21 protein-coding genes are annotated in these 18,677 nt (G+C 40.0%); 8 read left to right on the top strand and 13 right to left on the bottom strand.

Annotated elements, in window-relative coordinates; translation table 11 throughout:
* Positions 1-500: 500 nt before the first annotated feature.
* The 5 genes from EHS13_RS12420 (at position 501) to EHS13_RS12400 (ending at position 4,499) form a co-directional block, all read left to right on the top strand.
* Positions 501-1,991 (top strand): spore germination protein, encoded by a 1,491-nt coding sequence (locus tag EHS13_RS12420; protein WP_155700654.1) that lies wholly within the window; start codon positions 501-503, stop codon positions 1,989-1,991.
* A complete protein-coding gene (locus EHS13_RS12415) occupies positions 1,984-2,952 on the top strand; it encodes a Ger(x)C family spore germination protein (RefSeq protein ID WP_162463088.1) in 969 nt (322 codons plus the stop codon). Before EHS13_RS12420 ends, EHS13_RS12415 begins: the two co-directional genes overlap by 8 nt.
* Positions 2,933-3,454: a GerAB/ArcD/ProY family transporter gene (locus EHS13_RS37525; RefSeq protein ID WP_155705325.1), complete on the top strand. Its 522-nt coding sequence runs from the start codon at positions 2,933-2,935 to the stop codon at positions 3,452-3,454. The genes EHS13_RS12415 and EHS13_RS37525 overlap by 20 nt, the downstream gene beginning before the upstream one ends.
* Positions 3,411-4,034 carry a GerAB/ArcD/ProY family transporter gene (locus EHS13_RS37520; protein ID WP_162463087.1) on the top strand — a complete coding sequence of 208 codons (624 nt, stop codon included), beginning with the start codon at positions 3,411-3,413 and terminating at the stop codon, positions 4,032-4,034. The genes EHS13_RS37525 and EHS13_RS37520 overlap by 44 nt, the downstream gene beginning before the upstream one ends.
* Positions 4,035-4,112: 78 nt before the next feature.
* Positions 4,113-4,499 carry a PilZ domain-containing protein gene (locus tag EHS13_RS12400; RefSeq protein WP_155700651.1) on the top strand — a complete coding sequence of 129 codons (387 nt, stop codon included), beginning with the start codon at positions 4,113-4,115 and terminating at the stop codon, positions 4,497-4,499.
* 5 nt (positions 4,500-4,504) lie between these two features.
* On the opposite strand, the gene EHS13_RS12395 is transcribed toward EHS13_RS12400, so the two are convergent.
* The 12 genes from EHS13_RS12395 to EHS13_RS12340 form a co-directional block, all read right to left on the bottom strand.
* Positions 4,505-5,248: a YdcF family protein gene (locus EHS13_RS12395; protein ID WP_162463086.1), complete on the bottom strand. Its 744-nt coding sequence runs from the start codon at positions 5,246-5,248 to the stop codon at positions 4,505-4,507.
* 171 nt (positions 5,249-5,419) lie between these two features.
* Positions 5,420-5,578, bottom strand: coding sequence for a hypothetical protein (locus tag EHS13_RS12390; protein WP_155700649.1), 159 nt, complete (start codon positions 5,576-5,578; stop codon positions 5,420-5,422).
* 108 nt (positions 5,579-5,686) lie between these two features.
* Positions 5,687-6,604 carry an MBL fold metallo-hydrolase gene (locus EHS13_RS12385; protein ID WP_155700648.1) on the bottom strand — a complete coding sequence of 306 codons (918 nt, stop codon included), beginning with the start codon at positions 6,602-6,604 and terminating at the stop codon, positions 5,687-5,689.
* A 12-nt stretch (positions 6,605-6,616) separates the two neighbouring features.
* On the bottom strand, positions 6,617-7,642 hold the full coding sequence (locus EHS13_RS12380; RefSeq protein ID WP_155700647.1) for an ABC transporter substrate-binding protein: 1,026 nt from the start codon (positions 7,640-7,642) through the stop codon (positions 6,617-6,619).
* Between the two features lie 29 nt (positions 7,643-7,671).
* Positions 7,672-8,433 carry an ABC transporter permease gene (locus EHS13_RS12375; RefSeq protein WP_227013911.1) on the bottom strand — a complete coding sequence of 254 codons (762 nt, stop codon included), beginning with the start codon at positions 8,431-8,433 and terminating at the stop codon, positions 7,672-7,674.
* Positions 8,366-9,205: an ABC transporter ATP-binding protein gene (locus tag EHS13_RS12370; protein ID WP_155700646.1), complete on the bottom strand. Its 840-nt coding sequence runs from the start codon at positions 9,203-9,205 to the stop codon at positions 8,366-8,368. Before EHS13_RS12370 ends, EHS13_RS12375 begins: the two co-directional genes overlap by 68 nt.
* A 119-nt stretch (positions 9,206-9,324) precedes the next feature.
* Entirely contained in the window at positions 9,325-9,993 is a 669-nt protein-coding gene (locus tag EHS13_RS12365) for a Crp/Fnr family transcriptional regulator (protein WP_155700645.1), read from the bottom strand.
* A 160-nt stretch (positions 9,994-10,153) separates the two neighbouring features.
* Complete coding sequence (locus EHS13_RS12360; protein WP_155700644.1) at positions 10,154-10,816, bottom strand: sulfite oxidase-like oxidoreductase; 663 nt, start codon at positions 10,814-10,816, stop codon at positions 10,154-10,156.
* A gap of 55 nt (positions 10,817-10,871) precedes the next feature.
* On the bottom strand, positions 10,872-11,795 hold the full coding sequence (locus tag EHS13_RS12355; protein WP_155700643.1) for an ABC transporter permease: 924 nt from the start codon (positions 11,793-11,795) through the stop codon (positions 10,872-10,874).
* Positions 11,779-12,846, bottom strand: coding sequence for an ABC transporter permease (locus tag EHS13_RS12350; protein ID WP_155700642.1), 1,068 nt, complete (start codon positions 12,844-12,846; stop codon positions 11,779-11,781). The genes EHS13_RS12355 and EHS13_RS12350 overlap by 17 nt, the downstream gene beginning before the upstream one ends.
* Positions 12,839-14,338, bottom strand: a complete 1,500-nt coding sequence (locus EHS13_RS12345) for an ABC transporter ATP-binding protein (RefSeq protein WP_155700641.1) — start codon at positions 14,336-14,338, stop codon at positions 12,839-12,841. The genes EHS13_RS12350 and EHS13_RS12345 overlap by 8 nt, the downstream gene beginning before the upstream one ends.
* A gap of 159 nt (positions 14,339-14,497) precedes the next feature.
* Positions 14,498-15,532, bottom strand: coding sequence for a BMP family protein (locus EHS13_RS12340; protein ID WP_155700640.1), 1,035 nt, complete (start codon positions 15,530-15,532; stop codon positions 14,498-14,500).
* A 180-nt stretch (positions 15,533-15,712) separates the two neighbouring features.
* Here EHS13_RS12340 and EHS13_RS12335 point away from each other — a divergent pair, with 180 nt between their 5' ends.
* A complete protein-coding gene (locus tag EHS13_RS12335; protein ID WP_227013910.1) occupies positions 15,713-16,108 on the top strand; it encodes an MmcQ/YjbR family DNA-binding protein in 396 nt (131 codons plus the stop codon).
* Here EHS13_RS12335 and EHS13_RS12330 read toward each other — a convergent pair.
* The gene (locus EHS13_RS12330; RefSeq protein WP_155700639.1) at positions 16,105-16,848 is read right to left on the bottom strand and encodes a spermidine synthase; all 744 of its coding nucleotides are present in this window, start codon (positions 16,846-16,848) and stop codon (positions 16,105-16,107) included. The genes EHS13_RS12335 and EHS13_RS12330 overlap by 4 nt on opposite strands.
* 153 nt (positions 16,849-17,001) lie before the next feature.
* Between EHS13_RS12330 and EHS13_RS12325 the strand changes: the two genes are divergently transcribed.
* Positions 17,002-17,802 (top strand): helix-turn-helix domain-containing protein, encoded by an 801-nt coding sequence (locus EHS13_RS12325; RefSeq protein WP_155700638.1) that lies wholly within the window; start codon positions 17,002-17,004, stop codon positions 17,800-17,802.
* Between the two features lie 104 nt (positions 17,803-17,906).
* Complete coding sequence (locus EHS13_RS12320) at positions 17,907-18,671, top strand: phytanoyl-CoA dioxygenase family protein (protein ID WP_155700637.1); 765 nt, start codon at positions 17,907-17,909, stop codon at positions 18,669-18,671.
* The last annotated feature ends 6 nt before the right edge of the window (positions 18,672-18,677 follow it).

Below are 18,677 nucleotides of genomic sequence, written 5' to 3'. Positions count from 1 at the left end.
AGATAATCTATGTTAGAGGGGCAATGCCCCAAATAACCTTCTTAATTCCACTCATAGCCGACTCCCTTCATGAAGAAAAAATAAAATCTGTTAGCGCTTACACCGCTACCTCACAAAACTTATTATATTAGTTTTATAATAATATGTCAATAATATTTACTCCAAAAAATTACATATCATTATATGCTATTTAAATACTATTTATGACAACTATAGAAAATTAATTCACCCTAGCCTTTGCTGTGAATTCGCCGATAATTAGCCGTGCATCAAGATCAATGTGAATGGCAGCCTTATCACTTTAGAATAGATAGCCACTTTCCTTCCCCAGCCCTCATAATTTTTATATTAATATATCAGTATACATACCAATCACATTACATTAAGTTATCATTATTTAGCAAGTAAAATACACCTCAGCGCAGTTCACTCTCACGTGTATTTGAATTAAAGTATATTTTTTACTATTAAAATCATAATAAGGATACTATTAAACATTCCTGACAGGTGGTTTTACCATACAAAGCAACCTACATATATTCTTAAAAGAAACTATAAAATCAAATGACTTTGTACAATTTAGCATCCCCTTTAATAATCAGCCTTTATATTTTTCTTTCTATAAGTCTGTAGTCAATGGAGAACAAATTCACCACGATATTCTTTCTTTCCTGCAACTAAATACAGATGAACTAACTGATTTGGATGATGTGAAAAGGTTAATTCCAATTGAAGAGATCAAGCTGTCTTCTGATCTGGCGGAAGTTATTCAAAGCTTACTCACTGGTGCTATTTATCTGCAGATGGAATCCGATTTAAACGCAGGGATTTTAATTTCAATTGACGATTCCAAAACAGGGTATCGTCCTTACAATGATTCTGAAAATGAATACAGTGTTGTCGGGCCAAAAGTTGGTTTTGTCGAGGATCTGGATACCAATTTGCATTTAATTCGCAAAGGAATCATCTCTGAGAAGCTTTTTTTCGAGGAGAATATAGTGGGTTCAATTTCAAAAACGCGAGTAGTTCTCGCTTATATAGATGGAGTTACAAATCCACAGCACATAAATACGGTTAGACAAAGACTTACGGCTATAGATATGGATGTAGTTTTTGACAGCTCTTTTCTCGATCAGGTTATTGCTGATAACTCCAACACGCCTTTTCCTTTATTTGTGACATCTGAACGAGTAGACCGAATTAAATATGCTCTAATTAGCGGACAGGTTGCTTTAATAAGCAGTGGTTCTCCTTACGCCATTGCTGGCCCCGCAAATCTGTTTGATTTTTTCATTTCGCCTGAAGATTATTATTTACCATGGGTATTGGGCTCGTTTTTTCGTATCATCCGTTATGTGGCCATCTTTTTCTCTATCTTTGCATCCTCCTTTTATGTGGCACTTTTAACCTTTCACTATAATATCATTCCCAAAGCAATGTTAGGTCCCATTATCGAATCCCGCGTTAATGTTCCCTTTTCCCCTTTTCTTGAAGTCATATTCTTAGAAATTACAGTTGAACTATTGCGTGAAGCCGGAGCTAGATTGCCCACTAAGATTGGACAAACCTTGGGAATTGTTGGGGGTATCATCCTGGGCCAAGCAGCCGTGCAAGCCGGTTTGACAAGCAGTATTCTAATTATTATTGTTTCGCTTTCTGCATTAGCTTCCTTTACAACACCTATTTTTAAAATGTCAAACACCTTGCGTTTTTTCAGATTCCCTTTAATGCTCTTAGCTGCGATTTGGGGTGCATTGGGCATTATGGTTGGGGTCGTGTTTCTTATAAGCCATCTTTTGCGGTTGAAGTCATTGGGCACTCCCTACCTCGTTCCATTTTACCCTTTTCGCTATAAACAATTTGCGGATAGTATTATTCGCTCCTCCTTAAGCATTATTATTAATCGCCCTGGTTTCTTACGCCCACTAAAAACCGAGAAATTTAAGCCACATAAGCATAAAGATATAGGAGACGATTATGACAATGAGTAAATCATTATTCACTTTGCTGTTGATTTCCTTGCTATTGTCAGGCTGCATAAACGAACTGATTGTAGATCGTATCAAAATCATTCAAAGTATCGGTTTAGATCTTGAAGGAGACACCATTAAAGGCAGTGCCTCTTACCCGGATTATAGCAAAGGCCAAGAAAAAGCACCTTTATTATTACTGACCTCCCAATCCCAAACGATTATGGGTATATTCACTTCATTTTCCAATCAATCTGAACACCCTGCCGAATATGGTAAAATGCGAACCTGTGTGATTAGTGAGCTCTTTGCCAAAAGAGGAATTTCTGAGCTTGCTGCCGACGTTATTCGCGACCCTATTAAGGGTGATAATACTACAATTACTATTACCAAAGATAAAGCAAGGAAGATTTTAGCTGAAACCTTAAAGCTTTCTCCCTTTTACTTATCCGAGCTGATTGAACAAAACATAGAAAATGGAAATACTCCTTTAAATAATATCCATACCTTTATGTATCAATATTATGGAGAAGGACAAGATGTATATTTACCGGTAGTATCTAGAAGTGATGAGGGCAAATTATTTATCGATGGCGTTGGAGTGTTTAAAGCAGATAAGTTAAAGCTGCTGTTAAGCAACAAGCAAGGATTATTATTAAAATTACTTAGAGATGACATCAAATCAGGCTCTAGTGAATTCACAACGGATCAGAATGATAAGATCTTCCTAAAAATAAGCCATGGAAAACGAAAAATAACAATTGAAAACGACGAAAAAGTAACCGTAACGCTTAAACTAGCGGTAATCCTCACCGATTACCCAGAAAATATTAACTTAACAGACAAAAAGGAAGTCATAAAACTAACGAAACAAATCGAAAATAAATTTGATAGCGAAATAAAAAAGATATTGGAATATTTACAAGCGAATGAAACGGATCCAATTGGAATAGGAGACCGTTATCAGAGCAAGGCCGGTTAAAGAAAATTACCTGATCTCTGGTTATTTTGTATTTTTCTTAATCGCCGCTTCTCAAATAGGGGTAAGTTCGTTTTATTTTCAAACCTTAGTTGCAAAAGAGGCCGGACAAGATGCATGGATTTCCATTCTGAGTATGGGCTTAAGCCTCCACATAATCGTTTGGATGATTTATAAGATGCTGGGTCATCCCGCTAAGGATTTAATTGATTTACACCGTATACTCTTCGGCAGAATCTTGGGAAATGTCATTTCTTTACTTATGGTGGGCTACTTTTTCATGAGGGCTCTAGATATTCTCCAGACCTACATGGGCATCATCCAAGTATGGGTATTTCCAAGCCTCAAAACCTGGGAAATGGCATTGCTCTTGATTAGTATGTTTTATTATATAATTTCCGGAGGCTTCAGAGCATTATCTGGATTTTGTTTTTTTTGCCGTAGTGATTTCCACGTTATTTATGTTTGGTTTCTATTCCCACACTCAGTCTTCAGCACTCGGTAATTTATTTCCTCTATTTAATCACTCTATTGAGGATTTGTTCAAAGCCGCTAAATCGTCGTGTATTATCTATATCAGTTTCGATACTTTACTTATTTATTTCCCTTTTCTAAAATCTCCTGAAAAAACCAGCAAATGGGCACATTTCGCCTTGCTTTTCACAACTTTAAAGTATGTTGTAATAATCGTAATCACCATATTGTATTTCAGCTTAGGCCAGCTGCAGCATACGCTTTGGCCCACATTGACCATGGCAAAAATCATTGAATTTTCTTTTATGGAAAGGTTTGAGTATTTATTCATTTTTATGTGGTTAATCGTCATTATCCCGTCCATTTGTATTCCTCTATGGTGCTGTACAAGAATTTTGAAAAAAGTCACAACCATTAAACCCAGTCTTTCACTAGCCTTTTTCCTGGTAACACTCTACATTATTGCTCTTACTTTCCATGAACGTGTGAAAATTGATAGTTATCAACGCTTCGTTTCAAACCTTGGATTCTATTTCATTTTCGCCTACATCCCACTTTTATTCATTATTTACTTGGTCATAATGAAGTTTAAAAAAACTAATTTAGCGTAAATTAATAAATACATATTGCTAAATTTTGTTTATTAACTATAATTTTAATTATACCTATTACCAACATGGAGGTGTTCAATGAACACAAACCGCAGAAAAACACCTTTTAGATATAAATTAGTTGAACCGTTTAACTGTGTATTTACAATAACTAGTATCAATAAAAAGAAAATAAATATTAATAAGGATGCAGAGATCACTCTGGAGGACGTTAGTAAATTTGGCTGTAGAATCACTTCAGATCTAAATCTGAATACACAATCCAATTTAGTTGAAGTACTGATATCGATTGATATTATTAACGAGCCTGAGCCTGTTTCCATATCCGGAACGGTTAGATGGCAATCCAGCGAGCTGGATTTAAACTACTACGGCATCAAATTTGAGGAACCTGAGAATGAAAAAGATCACATCATGTCCGTACTCAAAACATTGGCAGCGACGAATCAAATTAAAATGATTTAAGCCAATTATTGAAATTTACCGACAATTTCTTTTAAGCCTATTCGCACAAGCGAAACCCCATTGACCGAAGGGATAAAATCAAAAATATCATGCTGCTCCTTTTTAGGAGCCTCATATTGAGTGGGAAGAGCTAGTACTTCAATACCCTCTTTTTTGAACAGCTCTACGGATCTTGACATATGTGTGGAAGATGTGACCAAGATCGGATGCTTCAAGCCCAATTGATTGAGAATAACCTTTGCGTTTCTAGCATTCTCTTGGGTAGTGCGACTTTTATCATCCATATAAATTTTATCTTCTGGGACTTGCATGGCTAGCAGATCTCTTTTGGATAGCTGTGACTCGTTCCCTGCGCCCTTTGCACCCTCTGGAGCACCACCGGATAAGATAATCGGCAGCTTCAACGAATTGTACAGCTTTAAGGTCGCAATAACGTTAACCGCGGTTTCACTCGTTAGCTCCCCTTTACCATCTACGGTAATTACTTCGCCACGCGCTCCCTGCCCAAGCATCACAATACTATCACCCGTAATACTGCTCGGAAATGGATATTGGTTTTCTACGTCGCTAACCATTTTATCGCCAACAAAGCTGCATGTGGATAGATAGAACATAATAGAAACAAAGAATAAGAAATAGGATAGTTTTCGTGTAGCTGGTTTTAAATAAAAATAAATCGATAAAGCAAACACTAAAATAACAAATATTGCCGGTGGAAAAACCAAACTGTAAATAATTTTTATCGCCATTACCATCATTTCACCTCGAGTAAAGTATATTGTCTGATACTATATGTATCATAACAGATAATAACAAAAATTTGAATGCTGCTTATAGACTAAAAAACATAATAAAAAGACTACACATAAAGTAAATTACCTTTTGTGTAGTCCTGCTCAGGTGGGAAACACAACTTAATGTCAGTTAACCAATTCCCAAGTTGTATCTCTATGTGAAATCGGGCAAACCGGGAAAACATCACCTTTGTTAAACTCCTTAGAAATTCCTGCTTTACACATAAACTTTCCGGATTCCATGGCAATCTCATCCGTTTCATATCTTAGTTTTGTGTTGATCATATCAGCACTCCTCTGCAAAGTTTATTAAACTCAGTAAGTGTAGCTATTATAAGTTTCCCACAATACTACTTAAACCAATTTCTCAGTTATGAAACATAATTATGATTATTAAAGCTCAAACTCCATTAAATCGCGTCCCATCGTGATTTTACCAGGGTAAATCTTTGACATACCCTCGCTATACTCAGCTTCTGCTTCAATCGACGCTGCCGGAGCTGGGATATGATGAGTTAATACAAGATGCTTAACCCCAGCCTTTTGTGCGATTTCAGCTACTTCATGTGTAGTCGAGTGATATTTAGCTGGATTAGAGAGTGAAGCGGCTTGTTCTGGAAACTTGGTGATTAGCGCGTCCAGCCAGGCTTTATTATAGGATTCATGAATTAACAGATCGATACCCTCGCTGTATTTAACCATATTATCAACAGGAATCGTATCTCCGGAGATAACCACTGATTTCCCTTTGTACTCAAACTTATAAGCAATCGCAGGGTAAACGGGCTTGTGATCGACCTCAAAGGCTGTAATCTTAATACCATCCTGATCATAAACAACACCTTCATTGCTCTCATGATAGTTGATATTAGCGGCAGCTTCCGCAGAAAGATTATAATTTACTCTTAGATTAGCATCAAAATCGAACGATGCACGCATTTTACCGATAATCTCTTTGGTCGTAGTTGGTCCGTAGACATTCATCGGAACGGAGCGACCTTCAAATACTCGATCAGCAATTACATGTGTCCGCCAGCTTGAAATAAATACATCGAAAAAGCCTGAATTATGATCACTATGATGATGGGAGAAAAAAACGTCTGAGATTCTTTGCGGCATAACACCCGCTTTAATTAATTGATCCACCGCAGCACCGCCGCAATCAACCAAGAATGCTTTCTCCCCGGCCAATACAACTACGCTAGACTTGGCTCTACCATAGAAGGCTCGAGGTGTACCTGTTCCTAATAAAATAACCTTTAAATTCTCATGAAAATCCGGCAGTAGCTTTTCTTGAGCTTGAATTTGCAATTTAACGGCCTCCTATTTGTATGCTTTCACTTCATCCAATAAGGATGAATCAATAAATTTGCTTAAATCTAGCTCATCTTCCTTAATTCCTTTGATATATCCTGCGTCAAAAGAAACCTTAGCCATTGTCTTAATGACATCTAAACTAACTTCATCCGTTAAATTCAAATGATCTAAAGCAGCCTTGATCAATTTAACATCCATCCCTTTACCAGTAAGCTCTTTAAGCTCAGCGCTAACTAGATCGTAGGCTTTATCCGGATTTTCTTTAATAAATTTAATCCCGTCTAGATTAGCCTGAATGGCTTTCTTAGCTAAATCACGATGATCCTTAAGGAAATCATCACTAGCTAATAGAATGGTTAGTGGATAGTTGCCGTCATTTGGCGGGATTTTATCCCAATCGACTAATACCTGGCCAATTCCTTCCTGGACCATTTGCGTACCCCATGGCTCTGGGATCAACGTAGCATCCACTTCTTTTTGACGAATCGCTACCAAGGTATCTGCAGGTGCTCGTGTAATAATCTGCACGCCAGATGTATCGGTTGAGACTTTTAAGCCTTCCTGCTGGAGCAACAAACGAAGTGAAATTTCGTTCGTGCTGCCTTTTGTCGGGATTGCTACTGTCTTGCCAACTAGATCCTTCACCGAACTAATTCCTGCATCTTTGCGGGCAATCAAGACAGCTCCTCCATTATTCGAACCTGAGATTACACGAAAGTTTTTGCTTTTCAAATATTGATTGATTGCGGGCCCTGGACCTACAAAGCCCAAATCGATTTGGTTAGTTGCCATAGCTGTAGAGAAATCAGATCCATTGTCAAAAGCAGTGACTTCAATTTTGGCATTTTTGCCGAAAGCATCTTGAAAATAGCCATTCTGTAAAGCAACAAACCCCGGTGCATGCGTAACATTTTTGAGAATCCCGATTTTAACCGTTATATTATCACCTGCTGAGTCCTTCTTACTGCCACATGCAGAGATGACCAATGTGAATATCAATACTATACTTATTAAGCCTAAAAGCTTTTTCATAGCTGTTCCTCCATCATATTTTATAGGTATTATTTAGCTGAATGTAAACCATATCGTGTCATAATTCTATCCTCAAAGCGTTTAAAGCAAAGATGATCAGAGATCGTGCCAATGACCGCAATGATAATGACCACACAAAGAATGGTGGCTGTATCCCCAATACTTCGGCTGTCCTGCAGCGTTTGGCCAAGTCCCAAGCCTTTGGCAATCAGCTCTCCTGCTGTTAACGCACGCCAAGCAAATGCCCAAGCGACACGAACCCCTGTAATTAAATGTGGAAAAGATGCTGGAACCATGACTTGGAAGAACATCCGAAATCCGTTTCCTGTACCCATCATTTGAGCCGCTCTTAGATGGATTTTGGAGATATTCATAATACCCGTTCGGCTTGCCATGGACATTGTCCAGGTTGCACCAATCGTTGTAATAAAAATCACGGCCGTATCATTAAGCCCAAACCAAATGATCGCAAAGGGCAGCCAAGCAATACTCGGAACCGTCTGCAGTGCCACGACCAAGAACCCGAAAGTCTCGTCAAAAAAGCGATAGCGAGCAAATAGAAATCCGAGCAACGTTCCAATCCCGATCGCAATAACAAAGGAGATCAACAATCGACGCAGACTAGAAATTATCGCGCCCAGCAAATGTCCGTCGGTAAATCCATCATAGAAGGCTTGATAGGTTTGCAGTGGAGAAGGAAACTTCCAGCCCCAATTAAAAATTCTATATCCCATCTCCCAAGCTATCAGCAGGAGGATCAGAAAGATTATTCTTCTTAATGCTGTATTCATTTCCCATCTCCTCTCTTACAACCTTCTCCAGCTCATCTGTGAGAGTCTCCATAATTTTACTTTCTAGAAAATGAATCAAGGGATCTCCAATATCATGAGGTCTAGCCGCCTGTACAGCGAATTCCTTTTTAATTCTGCCTGGCTGTGTAGCCATAACCAATACACGCTCCGAGAGAATTACCGCTTCACGAATATTATGGGTTATAAACAAAATCGTTTTATGCGTCTTCTGCCAAATCTCTTCTAAATCCTTCTGTAGAATATAGCGTGTTTGCTCATCAAGAGCAGCGAAAGGCTCATCCATTAAGAGAATGTCAGGATCCATGACGAGCGCCCTTGCAATTGAAACACGTTGCTTCATCCCACCGGAAAGCTCATGCGGATAACGATCAACAAACTTGCTGAGATGGACTGCTTTGATTTGTTCAGAGGCGAGCTCGTAACGATCTTTTTTCGACATTCCTTTTTGCTTCAATCCAAATGCAACATTGTCCAGTACGGTCAGCCAAGGAAACAAGCCATGCTCTTGAAAAACAACAACCCGATCCGGTCCCGGTGCTGTTACTTTCTCACCATTAACTTCAATCTTTCCCTCATACTCCGTCTCAAAACCAGCAATTAGATTCAATAAAGTTGATTTCCCACAGCCTGAAGGACCAACCAAAGAAACAAACTCACCTTTTTCTACGGCAAAGGAAACCTGATCTAGGGCAACATAGGACTTCCCCTTTTTTTGTGTGAAAGTTTTGCTTACGTTTTTAATTTCTATCATCAGTTCACCTTCCAGCTTGCTTCAGGATTAAATGTTTGCTCGGGTAAACGACTTCGCCGTTCTTCCACAGGAAGACGGTGCGTTTGCCTAGAAATGTAAGACAGTAAAATGTGAAACATTCACAAATTACATTGAAAAAAACGGCTCGGATCAAGTATTGTAATTTTCTTCTTCGTATAATCAATCCGTGCATCTTCACGCCACTTGTTTAATATCTCTGTAACGGTTTGCCTACTGCAACCAATCACATAAGATATTTCCTCATGACTTAGCTGGAGCTGCACCTCGAGGACGCCATCTTTTTGCTTACCCATTTGTCCCAAAAACCAAGCTAATCTCCAAGCAACAGGCCGACTAATTAGAGCTTCAACCACATTCTGCGTCTGCAAAAGTCTTCGTGCACCAATGACGGCTAGGGAGTAGGCAAATTCCGCATCACCTTTCGCTAATTCGAGGAATTTGCGTGCATCCAACGAAATGATTTGGCTATCTACCAAACACTTTGCATACCTTTTGCGATGAAGATTCGTCAGCAGCTCAGCATTGCCAAAAATCTCACCGGCATAACGCAGAAATAGCGTAATCCCTTGTCCTTCCTGCGAGGACTGCGAAATTTTGATCAAACCTAAGTCCACATAATAGGCTGCCTGGGGTGGATCATTCTCTTGAAAGATGAATTCATTCTTTTTATATGTTTTTGTGACGCCATAGGTATGGAAGGCACTGAGAATGATTGCTTTAATACTATCCAATTCCTGAAAATCAGCTTGATCCATAATTGAATCCAACTTTAATCCACCTCTTTAAGTCCTGATTATTTCAATCATTATTCCGACTATTCTGATGCGTTATAAGAATATTATCACAAATGGTTTATGTAAAATGTCGTCCAGGCGACAAAAATAAAAAAAGACCACGCTCTAGTATAGCCTGATCTTTTTTCATCTATCAATCAAACTCTTTTTTAACCCATTCATCTTCTGGTATGTCTATAAACTCGCCTGAGAAACGTTGTTCTTTAAAGGGATCAGCTACGTTGTGAAAGCCATTTTGCTCCCAGAAGCCTTCACGGTCTTGCTTCATAAACTCAATTCCTTGAATCCATTTGGCACTTTTCCAAAAGTATAGGTGGGGTACTAGTAACCTAAGCGGAAATCCATGTTTTCCAGTCAAAGGCTTTCCATCATATTTAAATGCCAGCAGAACCTGATCCCCCATAAGATCCTCTAAAGGTACATTAGTTTCGTAATCATTAGCAGCATGCAGCATCACATAATTGCCTTTTGGTTCTACATGAAGCGCCTTAAGAAGATCACGGAATAATACCCCTTCCCATACGGTATCAAGCTTGGACCAGCGAGTCACACAATGAATATCGCAAGAAACCTGTGTTTGGGGCAGCGCCAATAAATCTTCATAGCTAATGATTGTCTCATTCTCAACTTCGCCAAAGATTCTTAAAGACCATTCCGCCAGATCATACTCTGGCACTTCCCCTTCATGGAGAATGGGAAAGCGATCCGTGACCATTTGCCCTGGTGGAACTCTATCGGAAAGCGAAGCATCGCCTGTAGGAACCTTCATTTGTTTGATTCGATCTGCTTTGTTCATTTTTTATCCTCCTAAGAGATTGCCTTGGCAAACTCACTTCGTAAGCATAATTGATTTATCGAGAGCTTCCATTCAATTTCTGCGCATCTTCTTTGAAGTTATTTTTCCGAAAAACTAGCATGGCTAGCAAGGTTACAACATAAGGCAGCATTTGCGTAAAATGTGTAGGCAGCGAAAAACCCTGCAATCGAATACTGAAAGCATCCATTAAACCAAATAACAGACTAGAAGCCATCACACCAAGCGGGTTAGCTTGCCCCAGCATAGTTGCTACTAACGCGATAAACCCTCTACCAGCGGTCATTCCTTCCGTGAATAAGGTAACCTGACCCAATGAAAGCTGCGCTCCAGCCAATCCACAAAACACTCCACAAAGCAATATACCCATATACTGCATCCGATTTACATTAATCCCGATACTTTTAGCTGCAACCGGATTCTCTCCTACTGCCTTTAAGCGGAAGCCAAGCACTGTTTTGAAGAAGAAGTAGTGCAAAGCGAATACAAGCAGAAATGCTAGATAAATCAGCGGTGTGTGACCCGATACAATGCCGCCAAGAACAGGAATATCTTTAATTAAGGGTATGTCCCATTTCGGCAGCCCAACCATATCTTTATCGTAAAATGCACCTTTGACATGGAAGAACGCTCTTAAGCAAAATGCAGTCAACCCAAGTGCTAGAAAGTTAAATGAAATCCCTACTATAATAACATTGGCTTGCAGATGAATACTAATATAAGCAAAAACCAACGAAAAGAGCACCGTTACAGCAATTGCAATCAGCACAGCTAAAAAAACATTGCCTGTGAAATGATTTCCCACGATCGCTGCAAATGCACCTACCAGCACAAAGCCTTCCAAAGCTACATTAAACAAGCCAACTCGTGTACAAATCGCTCCGCCTAATGCTGCGAGCAAGATAGGAGCAACCATCCGAATCATTGAATTAAATAAGGAAACATCAAGAAGATGCTGCATGACCCTTGCCCCCTTTCTTGCGTTTCCAGAAGCTATAGCTGAATTTAGCCGTAATGAACAATATAAGCAGGGATTGGATCACACTTGATATTTCAAGCGGAATATTCGTATTCCGTTCGACGCCCATTCCACCTGTTTGCAAGGCAGCAAGCAAAACGGCAGATAAGGCTGTCCCAAGCGGATGGGAGCCAGAAAGCAATGTCGCCATAATTCCAGACCAGGCATAACCTGGAGCGGATACCATTCCATCGACATAACGATACTGCACACCTAATACTTCGATTGCCCCAGCTAAACCAGCAAAACCGCCGCTTGCAAACATACTGACAAACATGAGCTTACCGCGCTTAATTCCACCATAAGCTGCAAACAATGGATTATACCCAAGCATTCTAATTTCGTATCCCATCACAGTGTACTTGATGAATAAGAAAAGCAGTATAGCAAGTGCAACAGCAACGATAAAGCCTGCATGCATGCTCATACCTTGAAACAGCTTGGGCAGCCAAAGGCTTTTATCAATCATTCTTGTTTGAGCCAAGGCCGCAGAGCCTGTTTTGTCCATTAATGGATAAGCCACAATATATCCTGCAAAAAGCGCAGCGATATAGTTGAGCAGCAATGTTGTGATAATTAAATTCATCCCAAAACGTGCATCAAGCCAGCCAGCAAGAGCTGACCAAGCACCTCCAGCGACAATGCCGCCTAAGGCAGCAGCAATTACTTTAATCAGCGCAGGTCCTGGCAGGTAAAGGGCAATTAGGGCAGCTGTTAATGCTCCTAATATCATCTGCCCCTCTGAGCCCAGATTGAAAAAACCGGCACGAAACGCGATGGATACACCTAATCCGACGAGAATAAGTGGAGTAGCACGGGTTAGCGTATTAGTAAAAAAATAAAAATTACCAAACGCGCCATGCCACATCTGTGCAAAAGTATCGGGAATATTGCCGCCAATCAATGCGATTGCGATGGCTCCCCCAGCCAGTCCGATGCAGATTGCTATAAGCGGTTGAATCCATGCCTGTAGAAATGCCTTCCAATTAAGCATGAGAATCACCTCCCGCCATCCATAAACTGATTTGCTCTTCTGTTGCATTCTCTGCGGATAGCTCTCCTGCTATTTTACCTTCATACATCACAAGGATACGATCGGAAAGCTTGAGAATTTCCGTCAATTCCGAGGAAATCAATAATATGGCTCCTTGCTGATCGCGCTTTTTCAGCAGCTCCGCATGGATCAGCTCCATAGCACCGATATCTACGCCACGCGTTGGCTCAGCCGCAATTAAAAAAGGTTCATTTCGATCGATTTCTCTAGCAACGATCAGCTTTTGCAGATTCCCGCCGGATAGGAATTTTACTTTGACGCTTTGTGCCCCTGCTTTAATTTGAAACTGCTTGATCCAGCGGCTTACCTTATCTCGCAACAATTTCCCTTGCAATAAACCGTAACGACTACTTTTCCTATGATAACCCATTATCCCATTCTCAAGCACAGTTCCCTCTTTAGCGGCACCTAGCTGATAACGGTCCTCTGGAATATGTGCAAGTCCCAGATCTCTAACTTCACGTACAGAGCGACCGACTATATTTTGGTTCAACAAACGAATTTGACCTTGATCAATCGGCTGCATGCCTGCAATACATTGAATCAATTCGGACTGTCCATTACCAGAAATACCGGCAATACCGACAATTTCTCCAGCTCTAACTTCGAGATTTATTTGATCTAATAATCGTTTTCCTTTATTACCTTTTAAAATTATATCCTTAACTTCGAGAACTGTTTTGCCAATTGCAGCTGCTTGAGGGGTTAAGTTAATTAACTCTCTTCCTACCATTAGACGAGATAACTCTTCCACATTAGTGGCTGTTATATCGCGAGTCCCTGTAACCTTACCGTCACGCAAAACGGTGACTCTATCCGCCACTTCCATCACTTCATTTAATTTATGAGTAATAATAATAAAGCTTTTACCTTGGCTGGCCAAGCCTTTCATTACGACGATAAGCTCCTTAGCTTCAATAGGAGTCAAAACTCCTGTAGGCTCGTCCAAAATGATAATATCTGCTCCATGATACAACACCTTAAGTATCTCTACTCTTTGCTGCAAGCCAAGCGGGCAGTCTCCCAGCTTCTTCATTGGATCGATCGGCATGCGATATTGGGCACATAAGGCTTCAACCTTCCGTACGGCTTCCTTACGATCAAACTTTAAGCCTGAAGTAGGTTCATTGCCAATCACAATATTCTCCGCTACGGTAAAAGAAGAAAAGAGCATAAAATGCTGATGCACCATGCCAATTCGATGATGAATCGCTTCGATTGGATTTGTAATAATCACAGGCTTACCCTGTAAATGGATTACACCGCTCGTAGGCTGCTCCATCCCATAAAGAATTCGCATTAGCGTTGTCTTGCCTGCCCCATTTTCGCCGACTAAAGCATGAATTTCACCTTGTCGCAATGAGAAATCCACATTCGAGTTAGCCAGCAACGCTCCGTATGACTTAGTAATTTGACTCATTTGAAGCAACATAACAACTTGTGCTCCTCTCTCTTCCACTCATAGAAATAATTCTCACTAGAATTAATTATACCTTAAAACCAAGATAGCGCCCACACTGGGCGCACCATGAGGAAACTGCCTACGTCACCGTAGACAGCTCCTTGTTTACTATTCGATTATTTAGGAATATTATTCTAACGGGTTCTTTACAGTAATTTTTCCAGAAACGATGTCATCTCTGATTGCTTTTACTTTATCAACATTCTCTTGCCCAATAAATGGACTTAAAGCGGATTTGCTATCTTTTGTGACGAATGTCAAACCAACGCCATCTTCTTTTAACCCATAAGCCACAGCACCAAATTCGAATGTACCATTAACAAAATCTTTAACTGTTTGATAAGCAACAGTATCTGTACCCTTAAGCTGTGAAAGCACGATATGCTCAGGATCGGAAACCGTACGATCGATATCTTGTCCTGAAGTAAAAAAGCCTTTTTCTTTAGCTGCTTCAAAAACACCTAAATCTCCAACAGCAGAAGCTGCAGCAATAAAGTCAGCACCCTGTGAGAATTGCGTTAGAGCAAGCTCTTTAGCCTTAACGGGGTCTGTAAAGCTTCCTACATAGTTAACAATAAATTCAGCATCCGGGTTCGTTGATTTCAAGCCCTCTGCAAACCCTACTGTATATTTCTTGATTAAGGGAATATCCATGGCAGCAACCATCCCTACAATGTTCTTCTTGGTAGCAAAACCTGCAGCAGCTCCTAGCAAATAAGCAGCTTCATGCTCACGGAATCCAACGCTTCTAACGTTTGGCAGATCAACAACGGTATCAATAATTGCAAATGACTTCGTCGGGTTCTCTGCAGCTACCTTCTTCAAAGCATCCTCAGATTCAAATGAACTAGTAATAATTAAATCATAATTTTCTGCTACAGCCGCACGTAGATTCTGTTCAATCGCACTAGCATCCGTTGATTCAACAGTCTTCACTTCAACACCAAATTCTGCTGCCGCTTTTTTCACACCTTCATCTTCTTGCGCAAAGAAAGGATTTAAACCAATTTTTTCAGGCGTAATTAGAATGATTTTTTTGTCCGATTTAACTACCGGAGCTTGAGTTTCAGCCGCTGTATTCGTAGAAGCCGCTGGTGCCTCATCTTTTCCACAGCCCGTAAGGATAAATGCTAAGGCCATAATTGAGATAATCGTTTTTTTCATGTTTCTCTCTCCCCTGTGTTTAAAACTTTATAATGCTCTTTAGATATCCTACTCAATAGCTCGGAATTAGTCAAGATTTTTTAGAATAATTTGAATAATTACGACAAAAATGTGACAGATTGCTGTAAAATAAGAGAAAGTAGAATAGGCATATAATTGTTAGAAGAGAGGATGTAAATCATGGATCAAATGAATGAGGAAGTTTTCGATTCTATAGAGGATAAAGCATTGTTCGAGCGTATAAGAGAATTATGTCTTTCATTGCCTGGTTCCAGTGAACGCACGAGTCATGGGGCTCCTACATTCTTCATTAAGGATAAAAAGTCCTTTGTCCAGTATCACAGAAACCATCATGGGGATGGGAAGATCGCTCTTTGGTGTGCAGCGCCGTCAGGCGTCCAAATGATGCTTGTGGAATCGCAGCCTAACATCTATTATATTCCCGCTTATGTCGGACATTTAGGCTGGATTGGTCTACGTTTGGACCGTGATGCAGCATGGGAAGAAATAGCCAGTGTTATTGGAGATGCTTTTTTGGCTAAAGCACCTAAGAAGCTAATTGCTTTGTTGACCTAATTATTGTCTCTAATAATATGTCCTTCGCCAAGTTTGATCTCTACAAAACCCGCCATATGACGATCCTGCATCCCAATTGGCCTATTGCTGCCTATATAAATGATATTTTTGATATCTGTTACTCCTTCTGAAGGGAGTGAAAACGATTTAGTATAGGAATACTCTTCACGCAGAGTCGTGTGGATCGCATTAAGCAGCTTGTCATTCCCGCCTCTGCCAATTAAATTCAAGATAATAGCTCCTTGGGGATTAAGCTTTTTTCGCGTTATTCTAAAAAATTCCCTGGATGTTAAGTGGATGGGGGTTCCTTTTTCAGTGAAAGCGTCCAGAATAATATAATCATAAGCCTGTGGTGCTTCATTCTCCAGAATTTGACGTCCGTCGCCGACTATTACATCATCCTTGCGATAACCAAAATATTGCTTACTCAGCTCCACTACAGTATTATCCAGTTCTGCTACTTTAAATCTCTGCTCTGTATAATGGCCGGAGATCGTTCCAATCCCATGTCCGATAACGAATACATCTTGGAAGGAAGAATTGTTAAACTCCATTAAATGAATGATTGCCCGCGGATATTCAAAGACAATCCGCTGTGGATTACTTAAATCCAAAGCACCTTGAATAGCTCTTTTTGAAAACTGCAAGACACGGAAATTCCCCTTCTCGCCGAATAACTCCGCAGTATCGTAAACCGATATCTCATGATTATCACTGAACTCTTTAAAAAGAAAATCCAAGTCATCGATCTCCTTTGGTTTTTGTATCTAATAACACTACCAAAGTAAAAGCTTTTTTTCCAATGCTAACTATAAAAAAGCAAATGCTGGTGCAAGAACTTCAACTTTGTATTATTATAGAACATATACTTTATTTCCAAGGAGAAGGCCACAATGATCGATCGATCAAGTTTAATTCCCAAGTTTAGCCTTCATCATTATTGGCATCAAAAGGAGCATTTTGCTTTGGCAGTTGATACGTACTCCCAATGGTCCATGTTTGCAGTGGAAGATGGAAGCTTTGAATTTGAGATTGCTGCTTCAACGGGAGTTGCCTCCCACGGAGAAATTGTCATTTGTCCTCCTCATGTGCCTTTTAAACGAACAATTACAAGTCCGTTATCCTTCCACTTTATTCTATTCACGTGGGAAAACGAACCCTTGGATATGTTTACGGAGGAAAATATCTTTATGGGCAAGATTCATTTGCATGATACCAAACGACTATCATCCAACTATTATTACCTGCGAAAAAAAGCTGAACAATTTACTCCAGCCGATCAAAATCTGAAAAATCACATCCTTAAAGATATCTGGCTGCTGCACTGTGAAGAGATGAACCATACCTTTTCTTTCACAGAAATTGCTTCGGATGACCACCTTATGAATAAAGCTGCCGAATATTTAAGTCAATATGCAGAAAACACGCTTAGCCTGAAATCATTAGCAGATTCCTTAGATCTCAGCCCTGTTCAATTGACTCGACAATTCTTCCGCGCCTTCGCCTGTACGCCGATGGATTTTCTTACATCCATTCGGCTGCAAAAAGCAAAAAACATGCTTATGGAAACGGATTTACCTTTAGATCAAATTGCAGATAATTGTGGGTATGAGAATGGCTTCTACTTCAGCAGAGTTTTCTCGAAAAAAATGAAAATAAGCCCTTCCGCTTTTCGCAAAGCATATCGGGTTTAAAAAAGCGTTTTGTGCTATAAATAGTGGGTTTAGTGGCTAATCTCTTTTACTTTCTTGCTATACAATTGAATTGTAGACACGAGAAAATCAAAGGAGTGGATCAAATGATTACAAAAGGGCAGCTTTTTTCAAAAAAACAATTCGAGGATGAAGGCTATAGCGGACCTGTTCGGGGTTTAACGCTCGAAGAAGCGGAAATGTATTACAATGAATTTTTCAAAGTGCTTGGCCAATCCAAATTTACTCCAGGACCGACTAGGCTAGAATTATCAGCCTGGCATCACAAGTATCAGTGGGCGTACGAGCTTGCCACTCACCCGAGTATTGTCAATGCGATCACAGAAATATTGGGTGAAAATATTGTGCTTTGGGCGATGCATTTCTGGTACAAGGAACCTGGCAATGGAAAATTCATTCCATGGCATCAAGATATTAATTATTGGCCTATGGAGCCTGCAATCAATGCCACAGCCTGGATGAGCCTTGGTTTCTCCTTGCAAGAAAACGGCTGTTTGCGTGTCATACCCGGAACACATAAAACTCATGTTGAGCATGTTGCTTTGGGAAATGACAACAGCGCATTTGCGCAAGGGATTGCATCCGAGCTCGTTGATGAATCAAAAGCCATCGATTTGGAGATGTCTCCAGGGCAGATCAGTTTCTTCAACGAAGCCACTTTTCATGGATCCGATATCAACAACAGTAATATCCCTAGAGTAGCTTTTTCCGTTCGCTATACAACGCCTGAGGTGAAGTTTAAAGTCGCAGAATGGGGTGGGGATACTTCAAGAATTAAAACCTTTCTGGTGCGCGGAGAAGATCACCATCATCTAAATGATGAAATTATAGGTATTGTTCCAACAGAATAACAGGTG

Origin of the sequence: Paenibacillus psychroresistens, assembly GCF_009728935.1 — a bacterium.
GTDB classification, from domain to species: domain Bacteria; phylum Bacillota; class Bacilli; order Paenibacillales; family NBRC-103111; genus Paenibacillus_AC; species Paenibacillus_AC psychroresistens.
This window is presented reverse-complemented; position numbering and strand designations above follow the sequence as displayed.

Bases quoted from the DNA above. Each gene is read 5' to 3' on its own strand.
- EHS13_RS12415 (WP_162463088.1), top strand. From the start codon at position 1,984: ATGAGTAAATCATTATTCACTTTGCTGTTGATTTCCTTGCTATTGTCA.
- EHS13_RS37520 (WP_162463087.1), top strand. From the start codon at position 3,411: ATGTTTGGTTTCTATTCCCACACTCAGTCTTCAGCACTCGGTAATTTA.
- EHS13_RS12400 (WP_155700651.1), top strand. From the start codon at position 4,113: ATGAACACAAACCGCAGAAAAACACCTTTTAGATATAAATTAGTTGAA.
- EHS13_RS12395 (WP_162463086.1), bottom strand. From the start codon at position 5,248: ATGGCGATAAAAATTATTTACAGTTTGGTTTTTCCACCGGCAATATTT.
- EHS13_RS12390 (WP_155700649.1), bottom strand. From the start codon at position 5,578: ATGATCAACACAAAACTAAGATATGAAACGGATGAGATTGCCATGGAA.
- EHS13_RS12380 (WP_155700647.1), bottom strand. From the start codon at position 7,642: ATGAAAAAGCTTTTAGGCTTAATAAGTATAGTATTGATATTCACATTG.
- EHS13_RS12375 (WP_227013911.1), bottom strand. From the start codon at position 8,433: ATGAATACAGCATTAAGAAGAATAATCTTTCTGATCCTCCTGCTGATA.
- EHS13_RS12370 (WP_155700646.1), bottom strand. From the start codon at position 9,205: ATGATAGAAATTAAAAACGTAAGCAAAACTTTCACACAAAAAAAGGGG.
- EHS13_RS12360 (WP_155700644.1), bottom strand. From the start codon at position 10,816: ATGAACAAAGCAGATCGAATCAAACAAATGAAGGTTCCTACAGGCGAT.
- EHS13_RS12355 (WP_155700643.1), bottom strand. From the start codon at position 11,795: ATGCAGCATCTTCTTGATGTTTCCTTATTTAATTCAATGATTCGGATG.
- EHS13_RS12350 (WP_155700642.1), bottom strand. From the start codon at position 12,846: ATGCTTAATTGGAAGGCATTTCTACAGGCATGGATTCAACCGCTTATA.
- EHS13_RS12345 (WP_155700641.1), bottom strand. From the start codon at position 14,338: ATGTTGCTTCAAATGAGTCAAATTACTAAGTCATACGGAGCGTTGCTG.
- EHS13_RS12340 (WP_155700640.1), bottom strand. From the start codon at position 15,532: ATGAAAAAAACGATTATCTCAATTATGGCCTTAGCATTTATCCTTACG.
- EHS13_RS12335 (WP_227013910.1), top strand. From the start codon at position 15,713: ATGGATCAAATGAATGAGGAAGTTTTCGATTCTATAGAGGATAAAGCA.
- EHS13_RS12325 (WP_155700638.1), top strand. From the start codon at position 17,002: ATGATCGATCGATCAAGTTTAATTCCCAAGTTTAGCCTTCATCATTAT.
- EHS13_RS12320 (WP_155700637.1), top strand. From the start codon at position 17,907: ATGATTACAAAAGGGCAGCTTTTTTCAAAAAAACAATTCGAGGATGAA.